Raw genomic sequence first — 13,872 nt, forward strand, 5'->3', positions numbered from 1 at the left:
ATGGAATACGCTTACGAAGAGGTGTTAGAAGCATACATCAAGTTAAAAACATACATCTACTATGATTCAACTAATTTATTTATGCGGAAGCAATTGGCAATTTTTGAAACCAATCTTGCCGATAGTGATGACTTGTCTGTAGTCATAGGAGAGTATAATGGCTTTGCAAAAGAATACGATGTTGAGATTGAGGATGACGAAGATATGGCTTTGTATGAAAGGAAGCTAAGAATATTTACAGTGGCACTGAATACTTTTCATGAGAATCCCAAATTCTTTGAACGTTTTTTAGGTCGTATAAAAACAAAGTTTCTTCCAAAAAAAGTTATCGGCACTAGATCAGAGTCTCAAATTATTACAAATAAACGCACTAACCGTGAGTATAATATTGAAAGATCAACTGTATTCATAGATGCACCAATAGAAATTCACCTAATTTCTGTTTTGTGGATATTAAAGAAAGGAGTAACGCTTGATAGGACATTATTTGATAATTGTTTTGGTAACAGATTAATTCTTAATAAAGAAGAGGACAAGGTAGTTCAGGGATCTGGATTATTTAAACCCTATCCGAAACAATACCAAAAATGGAGAGATGAATCAGTAAAGGTTGCACGTGAACATTTAGATAGTAATAAAGATGTGTTGATTCTCAACTTGGACATAAAGGATTTTTTCTATTCTGTTAGATTAGAACCAAAGACTATACAATCGCCATATACTAATGGTAGACGAAAGAATATGTTTCAATCAATAAGCAACCTCTATCTTGTGTTTGAGGAAATACATAAAACTTTCACTCAAAAACTATCGAATCATAATACACCTTATGATTTTGTTTTTGAAGTATCCAATGAACAGAAAGAATTAACTCATTATATATTACCTATAGGGCTTCTATCCTCTTTTATTCTTGCTAATCATTACCTGAAAGATTTTGATAGCAGAGTTTTGAAACATGCAAGACCTCTGTATTATGGCAGATATGTAGATGATATACTAATGGTAATAGCAAATCCGGTTTTACCAGGAAAATATGAAGACGATTCAATCCCGAAACTAAATTTCAACTTTGGGGAATATTGTGATTGGGTGAATAACGAAAAGCCAAGATACGATAAAAAAGAGCAAATATTGTTTGGAGGAGACGAAGTTATAACTGCAACTGATTTTAAAAACAGTCTATCTGATATAGAGAAATTTGTTTTATTGAATTTCCATCCCATTATTTCGGTGATTGATAAGCCAGCAATATTGAACCCAGATGTTCCTAAAAAAGACAAGGAAAAGATTTTCAAGTTAAATAGTTTCCCTAGGTTATATTGTCAAAGTGACAAAACACTACTTTATTATTTTGACAAGGATGAGTCGTCTTTAGTCATAGACAAGCTGAAACGAGATCTTGAAGAAAAGTCTAGCGAATTTAGGAACTATAATGACGAAGAAGGTCTGGAAGATTTTGAAGAAAGTGCATATCACTTATTATATGATGGTACGGAAGGTAAAGTCCGAACGCTTAAGGATTATAAAGAAGACAAATTTGGCTTGTCTGTTTTTCTCTCAAAAAGGATATTTAATTCGCTTCGTAGAGCCGACAAAATTTCAGAAGATGAAGCAAGCAAAATAGTCAAATTCTTTCAAGGTGAAAATGCGCTTAACCTTTATTCACTATGGGAAAGGGTTTTTGTGTTTCTGCTAGTAAATAATAGACCTGAAGCATATGTTCAGTTTTATTTAAATTGTTGTGAAGCAATTAAGAGAATAAGCTGTAAGGGTAATCTATCGACTATCTCAAATGACGACTATCAAGCAAATGTATTGGAACATCTCGACAATGCTAATGAACTGGCATTGTCGCTTCACCCTAAATTTTTATCAGAAGTTCAAAGAGTGAAAAGGACTTATCAGTTCTGTTTCAACGCCCTAAAGAATGACTTGTCTTTTTATAAAGCCAAATATAGTCCAACCGATGAAAATTCTTATTTCATCAAAAGATACAGACAATCCAATCTCATAAGACATCATTATGTATCACAGCCACTATTGTCCTATACAACTGTTAGAAGAAGAGACTATCAAAATTATACTAACCTAAAAATCCCTTTCTGATGTACAAAATAAACGATAGCAAAATAAAACACTCTCCTAGGGCATTAAAATTTTGGGAATGTTGTTTAGCCATATTCTATGAGAATTTAAGTCGGTTCAGGCAGGATCGACAGTTCTCTGATGAAAACGATTCAAAAGTTAACATAAATGATTTGATTCATAATCGGGAGGGATCGTCTTTTTATTTAGATAGAGCTTTCGACTATTATGTATTAGCCAATAAGCTGCATCGTCCATCGTATGAATTTGAGAATAAAGAGGCATACAAGAATGAATTATACCAAAGGACTGTGAGACCTAAACAAAATAGAAATAAACCTCATTTTATTTTGAAGCAGGAATTTATTGTAAACAATTCTACAAAATTGCTGAACCCAAAAATTGCCGTAGCAAATACTAAAGTCTTAGAAGAGAATATAAAGAAAAGTTTAAGAGGAACACCAAATTTTGAAGGTCGTAGATTTGATACACTTTATCGGATTTTTCAACAAACGAAAGAGGAAAAGGCTGATATACTCATATTTCCAGAATGCTTCGTGCCCATCGAATTACTCGATAGAATTACGTGGTATGCGGTAAATGAACAGAAGCTCGTTATAACAGGATTAGAACATATTTCTATTGACGGAGTATCTTTCAATTTCATTGTCACTATTTTACCTTTTGAAAAAGACGGAATTAAAGATGCTGTTGTGGTGTTTCGATTAAAAAATCATTACTCACATGCTGAAGTATTGATGATTAATACAAACCATTATAAAGTACCTCATCCAACGCAGTACATCTACGATTTGTTTATATGGAGAGGAATTTATTTAGCTCCATATTACTGTTTTGAACTGGCTGATGTTAAGCACAGGAGCCTTTTCAAAGGGAAAATAGACCTATTAATAGCCTCTGAATGGAATTCTGATACAAATTACTTTTCCAATATTGTCGAGTCTATTTCAAGAGACCTCCACGTTTATGTTGCTCAAGTAAACACGAGTCAATTTGGCGACACCCGAATCACTCAACCTTCTAAAACAGAGAGAAAAGATATTCTTAAACTTAAAGGGGGTGATAATGACACCATTTTAGTGAGTGAAATTAATCTTAAGCTACTAAGAGAGTTTCAAAGAAAGCTTTATATGACAACAAAAGACGACAAGAGATTCAAACCCCTTCCTCCTGAGTTTTCACTAGATGATGTGTTAAAAAGAATAAATAATGAATCCGTTTTGTAAAGAAAGAATAGCAACTGATATTTTGAAAGAGCAACCATTATATACCAAATACCCCCCCTTCTTCCATCAAAATTTGATATAGGATTCAGCATAGTTATTAAAAACTAAAAATAAATGAAAATAAATTCTATCCACATACAAAATTTCAGGAAGTTACAATCGTGTAAAATTGACTTTTCTGAAAAGGAAACAATTTTTGTAGGTGCAAATAATAGTGGTAAAACGACTGCTATGGATGCTTTGATGATTTTCCTTAAAACAAAAAGTTTCAAAACTCAAGATTTTACGCTTTGCAACTGGAAAGATTTAAACAAAATTGGAGCAAATTGGACTAAATCAGATGAGCTTAAAGAAGAAGATAAGACTGTAAATTTATTGGAACAATATTTACCCGTACTGGATTTATGGATTGAAGTTGACAATTCAGAGCTTCACTATGTAAACCACATAATCCCTACTTTGGATTGGAAGGGGGGCTTACTGGGAATAAGGCTAAGGTTTGAACCGAAAGATATGGATGAGTTAATAAAAGAATTCATCACCCTTTATAATAAATCAAATAAGCTGTCCCAAGAGAAAGGTAAAGACTTCAAACTATGGCCAAAACACTTATGGGATTTTTGTGAACGAAAGCTAAATACTCATTTTACACTTAAAACGTATTTGCTCGATCCTGACAAATATAATGACAAACAGGAGTTATTAGATAATAGCGTTGCATTAGATGGAGATGTTTTAAAAGGGCTAATAAAAATAGATATTATTAATGCTCAACGTGGATTCAGTGATGCAAATTCAGATACCGCAGAAAATAATAGTTCCAGAAATTTATCCTCACAATTACGAGCTTATTATGACAAACATCTTAATCCAACATTAGAACCAACCGAAAAAGATATCAATGCATTGGAATCAATCAATAATGCCCAAGATGATTTTGATAGAAATCTAAAAGAAAGCTTTAAGACATCTCTTTCAGAACTTGAAGGTTTGAACTATCCAGGTTTTGGGAATCCTCAAATTCAATTATCTACTATAGTTTCAACAGCTGACGGTCTTCAGCATGACTCAGCTGTAAAGTATTATCTTGATAAAGATTTATCATTACCAGAAAAATATAATGGCTTAGGCTATCAGAATCTTATATCAATCATCTTTAAATTAATACGGTTTAGGGATGAATGGATGAGGGTTGGCAAAAATGCAATAACAGACGATGAAATTATTGCTCCATTACACTTGGTTTTAATAGAAGAACCAGAAGCTCATTTACATGCACAAGTTCAACAGGTTTTCATTAAGAAAGCCTATGATGTATTGCGAAACAATATAAATTTAAGCGATAAGACAGATTTTACCACACAATTGGTTATTAGTACGCATTCCAGTTACATCGCTCATCAAAAATTTGAAAGTTTACGTTATTTCAAAAGAAACAACTCCTTAGCTCTTCCCACATCAGAAGTGATTAGTCTGAAATCTGTTTTTGGCATCAAAGAGAAGGAGACAGAGAAATTTGTGATTCGATACCTAAATACAACTCATAACGACTTATTCTTTGCTGATGCTGTTATTTTAGTAGAGGGTCCTGCCGAAAGAATTCTTCTGCCACATTTCATAAAGAATGAAAATTGCTTGTTAGATAGTTGTTATGTAACAATTTTAGAAATTGGAGGAAGTCATGCACACAGACTAAAACCTCTCATTGAAAAATTAGGTCTGATTTGTTTAGTTATTACGGATATTGATTCCATTAATCCAAATGATAATAGTAAAAAATGCCAGCCTGAATTGGGAAAGAATTATAAAACGAATAATGATACATTAAAAAGTTGGCATCCGGGAAAAGAGCTCTTGGATGAATTGTTGAATTTAGAATCGAATGATAAAATAAAGAAAGATTTACCGATTAGAGTAGCTTATCAAAAAGCTATTGAATTTGACAATGGCCGTAATAAAATGATAGTTTACCCCTACACGTTTGAAGATGCATTGGTAATTGAAAACAAGGAAAGCTTTAAAATTATTGCCGATACCACAGGTCTTTTGAAGAAAATGGTAGAGACTTCTAAGAAAGACGATTTAAAAAGTCTAACAGAAGAAGCATACACCATCATTACTGACAAACAAGCCAAAAAAGCAGAATTTGCTTTGGATGTTTTATATTGTGCAGACCCTAAAAAGATCAAAACACCCTCTTATATTAAAGAAGGATTAGATTGGGTTGAACAACAATTAAAAAATAATAAACAAGGACTAATCAACTAAACATAAATCAAATGGCTGAATATACTAATGAAATAGATACTCCAGTTGATGACGTGATTTATGAAAGTATTAAACCGTCATCGCCCCAAAGTTTTTTTCTTTTTGCAGGTGCAGGTTCCGGAAAAACAAGAACACTTGTAAATGTACTGGATCGCTTTAAAAAAGAGTTTGGACAGAGTTATAAACTTCGAAATAAGAAAATAGCAATAATTACATATACTAACGCTGCCGCCGATGAAATCACTCATAGACTAGAGTATAGTTCAATATTTAACGTTAGCACAATTCATAGTTTTTGTTGGGAATTAATAATGAACTTTAGTTCAGATATAAAAACTTGGATAAAGAACAACTTGATTGTTGAAATAGCGGATTTAGAAGAGCAACAATCTAAAAGTAAAGATCTAAATAACAAAACATCCATAGGCAGAGCAAAAAAAATAGAATCCAAAAATAAGAGACTTTCATCGCTTGAAAACATTCAAAGGTTCATTTATAATCCAAATGGAGATAACCTGACGAAAGACTCTTTAAATCATACTGAAGTAATTTCAATTACTGCTGATTTTATTAAAAAAAAAGATTTATTCAAGCAAATCCTGATAAACAGATTTCCCGTCATCCTTATAGACGAGAGTCAGGATACCAAGAAAGAACTAATTGATGCATTGTTTGAACTTCAAAGTCAATATGAAGAAAAGTTTTCATTGGGATTGTTTGGAGATACAATGCAAAGGATTTATGCAGATGGAAAGGAAAACTTGGGAGTAGGACTGCCAGATAAATGGGTTAAGCCTGCCAAAAAGATGAATCATCGTTCAAAGTCTAGAATAGTCGACCTAATAAATAAAATTAGAAAAGATATAGATGGTCAGGAGCAACTTTCTCGTATTGAAAAAAAAGGCGGTACTGTTAGATTCTTTGCAGTTTCTCGTGCAAAAGATAAGTTTGAAATAGAAGAACAGATTCGTCAGAAAATGCAGAAAGAAACAAAAGATGATAAATGGTTTGAAGATAATGCGGAGGTCATGACTTTAACATTGGAGCATCACATGGCTGCAAGAAGAATGGGATTTTTTAATTTCTTCGCTCCTCTTTATAATGTTGATAAATTAAAAACTGGATTATTAGACGGAACTTCATCTTCTATTAATTTATTTTCGAAGACAGTTTTGCCTTTATATAAAGCTCATGTTAAGAAGAATAAATTCGAGATTGCTAATATCATAAAACGACATTCGCATTTAATAGATAAGCAGGCATTACAAAATAATACCAATAAATTAGAAGTATTACATACCACAAATGATAAGGTTAACGAATTGCTGTCTTTGTGGAATGAAGATAATCATCCTACGTTAATTGATATACTGAAGAAAATACACGAAACTAATATGTTTAAAGTTACGTCCACTCTAAAGTCGGTTTTACAGAGGGTTGGGGTTGATTCTGATAACAACATTGAAGATGATGAAATAGCAGAAGATGATGAAATTTTGATAGCTTGGGAAGAAGCATTGAAAACAGATTTTTCTGAGATTATAAGGTATAATGAATACATCAATGAGGAATCGAAATTTGGAACGCATCAAGGTGTTAAAGGGCTTGAATTCGATCGGGTAATGGTTATTATTGATGATGAAGAATCTAAAGGTTTCATGTTTAGCTACGATAAATTATTTGGACTAAAACCACTAACAAATACCGATAAGAAAAATATAGATGAAGGTAAAGAAACAGGAATAGATAGGACAATGCGATTGTTTTATGTGGCATGTAGCAGAGCCAAAGAAAGTTTAGCATTGGTTTCTTACACAGACTTGCCAGAAGAACTAAAGAAGAATGTTATTCGCAATGGGTGGTTTAGCGAAGACGAAGTAGAAGTTATTGTTTAAAAGAGTCGACTTATAATGAATGATGATTCTAAAAATAATTGAAAAAATACGTGTCATTTGATTATCTGCAAAAGTATGATTTAATATTATGCTATAATATCCGACTAAGGCGATCCGCAGATGAAAATAAACCTGAAAACTCTATGAGATGGTGTAAGCTATACAAGAACTTTATAGCTATTTTATAACGATTTCTGATTATGAGCGCAGAAACATTATACGCCAAATACGACCTTCTTCTTCCGCCAAAATTTGACGGAGGCTACCTTATTATAGCTATAGATGAAAAAATAGAAGCAGGCGATTTGGAAGAGCATTTTACGCTCAAAGAAATAGAGGAAACACTGATAGAGATTAGTTTCCGCTTTGAACAGCCATCAGTGCGTCAATGGTACCACATAAAAGATAACTTGTTGCATTACTTTATAAGGAACCATATAGACGAACCTGGAAAGTACTACCTGACCGAATATGCCAAAGGCGTGTTGGATATGATGCGAAACAAACTGGAAAACCCTTATAAAAATCAACCCTTAAAGAAAAGCTTCGAAGAACGTTTTTTCCTTCGTTTTGATGAGATTAAAGAGATAGAAGATCTGGAACGAAAATTTGGAAGAATGGCCATGTCCTTGCCTAAAAAAATAATCACTGACCATTTGGAAGGGCTGGAAGATGAATTAAGAGAGGCGTATATCACATTGAATGAGCTGTTAAACAGCAATGTACAAGAGGCTGTAGCATTGGTAAAAGCATTTGCACTGACATTTAGAAAATTTGGGGAAAGAGCCGAAGATATTACGGAGGCTGTGAGAAGCAAAGACAAGTTCTTGAAAGATCTGCAAATGGTGGTCGATCAGTTTTATGCAGAGATTGACCATACTAAACTTTCGTCAGATGAAGCTGCAAAAAATAAAACGGTTGAAGACTGGAAACGGTCACATGAGATATATAAAGATATGGAAGCATTTTTTGCCACCGTTGACGATAAAATCAACACTGCAAGACGGCAAATTTACAATGCTAGTGAAAAGCTAAGCGAGTTGCAGGAATATTTTTCTACCCGTGCCCATTACAGGCTACAAATACAAAAACTACTGGGCTATGCGTTGCAAACAGCAACCTATAGTGAAAACGGTATTGTACTCGAAGACAACTTTCCATTAAAGTCATTGGTTTACGAGCAGGAAAAAATGTTATACCTGAAGCATCATGAATTTACAAGACAAAAAACCAATACCCTCATTGTCATACCGCCCGATGAAGCATACGAAAGAGAAGAACGAAATAAAATAGAAAAAGAAATCAACCGACAACAAACGATCAATGACTGGGTAAATAAGGCCAAAAAGCAACTTGCAGAACAAAAACATGTGACGTTGGACGAATTGATGAATACCATTTTAACTGAAGAGCAAGACTTGTCGATTGCCTATGGCGTAGCATCAGAAGTGGTTGCATTGGTCTCTGAAAACCCCAATATTAATATTGAAATTAAACAACAATTAATTGCCACGCAACAAAATGAACTTGCATTATGGAAGACGAAAATATTGACATAGCATCTTATGGATTTCTATTCGACGAGCAAGTGGAGAAACATTTTGCAGATATCAACATCATGCTCTTGTCTGGAAAGCACATCGGTGAAAAATATTATGTGGTCTTCTCTTTATTGGAAGACAAAGCAGAACAGTGGACGCAGTTCTATAAAAACCTGTATAATCTTAATCTTGTAGCCGATAGATTTGACGGTCATCCCTATTTCTATCTCGACTTTTTCGACACGGCAAAGGGCAAATTCACTGATCATTCTCGTCACAGAGAACTCTCCGAAACACAGACATTGATCGGACTGATGTTACTCGATATTTATTACAAACGATTTTTTGATGAGCACAAAACAGTACGGTGGGTTGAATTAAGAAATATTATTCTATAAGGCGAACAGCAGGATGCGTATAAAAGGATTTTGTTCAATGAGGCACGTGCATCCAACACCTACGATGCCCGGGAATGGGGCAACGTACATCGAAAAATCAACACTGCCATTGATCTATTTGACAAGATCGGATGGGTAGAAAAGCAAACCTCTTCCTCAGAAGAAGTACCCGATTTTGAAATAATGCCCGCCATCAACCGTTTAGCCAAAATGTATGAACATGAACTCCTGAACTTCGAGACATTTGTTTCGGAGCTAAAAAAAGAGGACACGCAATGATATATCCTAAAATCTATTCTCTTTCTACGGTGGGCATGATTAAACATTACAATCATGACTATCTATTTCATCAAAAACGTACCGATTTTATCGGTCCAAACGGAGTAGGTAAATCTATTTTGGCCGACCTCTTACAACTCCTGTTCATATACGACAAAGAACTCATTAAATTCGGAACCGAAGACGTTAAGGAAACACGATATATTCATACACTTCCACACCAGACTACTTGCGCCTACTGTTTCTTAAACATCATTATTCAGCAAGATAAATTTATCACCATAGGTGTTCAAATACATAGCCAGGAAAGGAAACGACTTGTTCCATTTGTCATAACCAAGAGTACCGAACTTAACAGCGAGTTATCGCAATTGGCGTTGGACAATGATGAAGTCTTGTTTTCGAAGGATTTCATTAAAGATAGCACCATACCTGACATACAAGACTTGGCCGAATGGTTAAATGATGAACGAAGATTGAAATTGATCTTTTTCAAAAACAAGGAAGAAGTTCAAGGCTATTACAACTTTTTAAGCAACAAGGAAATATTGCCCATTAACCTCTCAAGAGAGAATAACCTAAAGGCTTTTGCGAAAGTGATACAATCTTTTTCAAAAGCCAAGACGCTTAAATTATCAGGTAAAGATGCGTCTAAAAACTTAAAAGAATTTTTACTGGAAGATACAGAAGAGGACATCAAAGCAGATTTTGAAAAAAAGAAATTAGAGCTTGAAAAAGTACTAAAAGACTATAAGCGGTTAGATGAATACGCAAAGCAGTTAGGCAATAAACAAAAACATTTGGATGCTATAGATCTGCAATATCAAGCTTACATCAAGTTGTTAAAGGAATACAAAGTTGCTGAAATAAGCAATTGTATGCTCGAACTGGATGCTCAAAAAAAACTGGAAACAGACGGACATCAGAAATTGCAACAACAAGGTGAAAATTTAGAAAAGCTCCAAAAACTAATTGACAAAATTCCTCGTCTGGAGAGTGAAATACGAAATCAGCATAAGGCAGCCGAAGAAAATCACGAACAAGCGTATCGGTACAAACAGTTAAAAGAAAGCATAGAAACGCTGAATAATCAGATCATCGAATTGACAATGCTTGTATTGCCTGAAATAGATGAGAGTTGGAAAGCCGTTTCTAAAAAAGTAGACACTACCATAAGGAATGCAGCCGAAATAAAAAAAGACATCAGCTTTGCCCAGCCTTATTTAAAAAGGTATTCAACACTTGAAAATATAGAGAAAAAAAGAGAACAACAGCTGGCCGAGTTGGATAAATTAAAAGTACAACTCCTCTCAGACAAAGAACAGAAAGGAAAACTATTGAACCTGCTCAACAATAATCAGGAAGGCAGTGTGTTACATTGGTACATCAATAACTTGCCGACATTGAGTGTCGATACTATGCAGGCTGTTTTATACTTCGCTACACTATCGACTACGAAAATTCAATCGCCTGAAAACAGGGATCGTTATATCAATACAGATGAATTAGCCAATCTTCAGATTAATAAAACAAAAGAAGGTGTTTGGATAAAATTAGGGACATTATCAGAATTTATATCCCATAATCCCGATGCCAATTTGTTAATGAACCATTCTGAATTGAACCTACGTGTGCAGCAACTCATAGATAAGCTTGGAACCGAATTAACCGAAGTAGAAAAAAAGCTACTGGCATTAGATGCTATAAGAGATGGTTTGGAATACGACAGAACTTTATTCGAATACGAATTTTCCCCAGAGATATGCGATGCCTCAAAAATAAGGCAGCTAAAAACCGCTGTGCCCTGTATCTTGCAAATAGATGAAAAAGTAGCAACACTTCGGGCAGAAAAGGTACAGAATGAGGAAGAATTACAAAATCTAAAAAAGCAATTCAATCTTCAATACGAAGAGCCTGAAGTTGTAGAACGTACCTTAAAACAGATAAAAAATCAATGGCTAGGGCGGATAACTAAAATGTCTAAGTATTCAGGGAAGAAAGAAGGCGAACTAAAATCTTTACAGAAAGATATAGAAACAACAAAAAACGATCTGGAAATCATTACACGAAATATTCTAGCAAAGCAGAATGATTTCAATCAATTGAATACCAACTACTATAAGCACTTTGAAGAAAATGTAGTACAGTTTAATACTGAAACAAAGCAATTACCTGCTTTAAAAGATAAGTCTGACCAAGCATATGATAATTACAAAAGAAAGTATATAGAAGCCGTTTCAGAATTCGAAGAAACGAAAGGAGAGAAGAACAGCGAGGTAAATTACGAACTTCAAAAAAACACTTACTCTTTTAGCGTATTAGAAAGAGCTTTGCTGGGCACCAATTTAAAAACGAGAGACGAAATTGTTCCTGCATTGCAGGACGCAAACAACGAACGAACACGAATTGCAGATGGCATAAGAGACCGAATGGTGGAAATTTTTTCCAGAACAACCAAAGGCTACAATACTTATAAAACGCAGGTTCAAACCATCAATACTTTTTTTGTAAATAGGAAAAGAATAAGTGATAAATATCTTTTCAATGTAGAATTTAAACCTAATCCTACTATCAAGATTGAAGATATAGAGAAGATGGCTTACGATATACGATACGCCGCAATACGCGGAGAACTGGCATTTTCTGACCAATCTGTTACTGACTTTCTTGAAGATTTTTTTAAAAAGCTGGCAGGATTAAATGAAAAAGTACCCATTGCCCAACTCTTAGATCCTAAAACATATTTTCATATTTATGCAAGTCTGGAAGACGAGTTTGGAGAGGATGTTTCGGGTAGCACAGGAGAAAGCTATTCTGCAATTGCATTGCTTGCTGTGGCAAGATTATCTACACAAAAAGACAAACCTCAAGGACTTCGGTTCATTATTCTGGAAGAGTTAGGAAGTTTGGATGACACCAACTTTAATATTTTTCCTGAAATTGCAGAAGAGTTTCACTACCAGATTATCACCATGGCACCACGTGCTTTCAATATTGGTCTATCAGATGAATGGTATGCACACCATTTGATAAAAGGAAAAGTAAGCGATAAGATCAACTATTATCCATCTTCATCTTATTTCAAGACAAAAGATCTTAAAGAACACCTAAGTACTTATATGAATAAAGCAACGGAATGAACTGGATTGAATTAAAAGCATTAAATAAGCTTTACACAGATGAGGAGGTGAAATTGAACGATACCTTAACTAATAGTAAAGAGATCAGCTATTTGATTAATTCCCTCAGAAAGCTGGATAAAACACATAAGAAATTATCAGCTTTATCTGGATTCGCTAAAATTTACCAACGTGATTATTTAGCGAAGTACAATCGTTATGAAGCTTTTTTAACAGAGACTGGATTAATGAAACCCCAACTTCGTTTTGAAGAATCTGATATTCAAATCTTAATAGATATAAAAGAGGATATGGACAATGGAAATTTAGAGCCATTGCGGGAGCAGATTATAAAAAATGAAGCAACTGTTAGAATTGTATCTCTTATGTTTTTCAAAAATGAGAAGTACCTATTGGGAAAAGAGGCTTTAATAAATGCTGTAAAATTACTATTGGATATTGATGAATTAGCTGATGATAAGGATCTACAGTATAAATATGTGCTCGAATGTAAAAATCCCAATTGCATTGTGCTTTGTGAAAACATTGATTTTTTAAAGCGTCCTACATTAGCTAGAGCTAACAATATAGAGTTATGGTATGCTGGAGGTAAAAATGTAAACAAACTGGATTTTTCTGATACAAGAGGATTACGTATTTATTATTCCTGTGATTGGGATTATGATGGTTTGTTCATAATTTATCCATTGGTGAAAGAAAAAATACCAAATATTAAACTGCTAACACCAAATGGTACTCCAAAAGGTATTACAGAAACTGAGCATAATAGTAAATGGGAGAACATCAAGGATAGAAATATAGAAGATTTATTAACAGCTAATCAATTGGATATTATGAATGATTTAATAAAGAGCAACCGATGGATAATAGAAGAGTCTAATGATTTATTGGATATGATGAAAATAGAAAATTAGCTCCTTTCTATATTATCCAAAAACGTCAAAAACGGTATCAGGTGTTCGACTGTAATCCCTGTCAGCCCGCCGAAAGCAAAAAGCACTGAGAATCAGTGCTTT

General features: G+C 34.0%; 9 protein-coding genes. All 9 read left to right on the forward strand.

The annotated features are described in order from the left end of the window. Complete coding sequence (locus U9S71_RS11745) at window positions 1-2,109, forward strand: RNA-dependent RNA polymerase family protein (RefSeq protein ID WP_326327690.1); 2,109 nt, start codon at window positions 1-3, stop codon at window positions 2,107-2,109. Further along, the gene (locus U9S71_RS11750; RefSeq protein WP_326327692.1) at window positions 2,109-3,335 is read left to right on the forward strand and encodes a hypothetical protein; all 1,227 of its coding nucleotides are present in this window, start codon (window positions 2,109-2,111) and stop codon (window positions 3,333-3,335) included. The genes U9S71_RS11745 and U9S71_RS11750 overlap by 1 nt, the downstream gene beginning before the upstream one ends. A 114-nt stretch (window positions 3,336-3,449) precedes the next feature. Beyond that, window positions 3,450-5,603 carry an ATP-dependent endonuclease gene (locus tag U9S71_RS11755; RefSeq protein ID WP_326327694.1) on the forward strand — a complete coding sequence of 718 codons (2,154 nt, stop codon included), beginning with the start codon at window positions 3,450-3,452 and terminating at the stop codon, window positions 5,601-5,603. An 11-nt stretch (window positions 5,604-5,614) separates the two neighbouring features. Beyond that, a complete protein-coding gene (locus tag U9S71_RS11760; protein WP_326327696.1) occupies window positions 5,615-7,498 on the forward strand; it encodes a UvrD-helicase domain-containing protein in 1,884 nt (627 codons plus the stop codon). 200 nt (window positions 7,499-7,698) lie between these two features. Continuing rightward, window positions 7,699-9,057, forward strand: a complete 1,359-nt coding sequence (locus U9S71_RS11765; protein WP_326327698.1) for a hypothetical protein — start codon at window positions 7,699-7,701, stop codon at window positions 9,055-9,057. After that, window positions 9,033-9,437 (forward strand): condensin complex protein MksE, encoded by a 405-nt coding sequence (locus tag U9S71_RS11770; RefSeq protein ID WP_326327700.1) that lies wholly within the window; start codon window positions 9,033-9,035, stop codon window positions 9,435-9,437. Before U9S71_RS11765 ends, U9S71_RS11770 begins: the two co-directional genes overlap by 25 nt. Window positions 9,438-9,467: 30 nt before the next feature. Then, window positions 9,468-9,716 carry a hypothetical protein gene (locus U9S71_RS11775; protein ID WP_326327701.1) on the forward strand — a complete coding sequence of 83 codons (249 nt, stop codon included), beginning with the start codon at window positions 9,468-9,470 and terminating at the stop codon, window positions 9,714-9,716. Further along, window positions 9,713-12,856, forward strand: coding sequence for a rhoptry family protein (locus U9S71_RS11780; protein WP_326327702.1), 3,144 nt, complete (start codon window positions 9,713-9,715; stop codon window positions 12,854-12,856). The genes U9S71_RS11775 and U9S71_RS11780 overlap by 4 nt, the downstream gene beginning before the upstream one ends. Continuing rightward, window positions 12,853-13,770, forward strand: coding sequence for a hypothetical protein (locus U9S71_RS11785; protein WP_326327703.1), 918 nt, complete (start codon window positions 12,853-12,855; stop codon window positions 13,768-13,770). Before U9S71_RS11780 ends, U9S71_RS11785 begins: the two co-directional genes overlap by 4 nt. Window positions 13,771-13,872 lie beyond the last annotated feature (102 nt).

The organism is Parapedobacter flavus, from assembly GCF_035818675.1.
In the GTDB taxonomy this organism is placed as follows: domain Bacteria; phylum Bacteroidota; class Bacteroidia; order Sphingobacteriales; family Sphingobacteriaceae; genus Parapedobacter; species Parapedobacter flavus.

Coding starts and splice junctions, on each gene's coding strand:
- U9S71_RS11745 (WP_326327690.1), top strand. CDS start 1: ATGGAATACGCTTACGAAGAGGTGTTAGAAGCATACATCAAGTTAAAA.
- U9S71_RS11750 (WP_326327692.1), top strand. CDS start 2,109: ATGTACAAAATAAACGATAGCAAAATAAAACACTCTCCTAGGGCATTA.
- U9S71_RS11755 (WP_326327694.1), top strand. CDS start 3,450: ATGAAAATAAATTCTATCCACATACAAAATTTCAGGAAGTTACAATCG.
- U9S71_RS11760 (WP_326327696.1), top strand. CDS start 5,615: ATGGCTGAATATACTAATGAAATAGATACTCCAGTTGATGACGTGATT.
- U9S71_RS11765 (WP_326327698.1), top strand. CDS start 7,699: ATGAGCGCAGAAACATTATACGCCAAATACGACCTTCTTCTTCCGCCA.
- U9S71_RS11770 (WP_326327700.1), top strand. CDS start 9,033: ATGGAAGACGAAAATATTGACATAGCATCTTATGGATTTCTATTCGAC.
- U9S71_RS11780 (WP_326327702.1), top strand. CDS start 9,713: ATGATATATCCTAAAATCTATTCTCTTTCTACGGTGGGCATGATTAAA.
- U9S71_RS11785 (WP_326327703.1), top strand. CDS start 12,853: ATGAACTGGATTGAATTAAAAGCATTAAATAAGCTTTACACAGATGAG.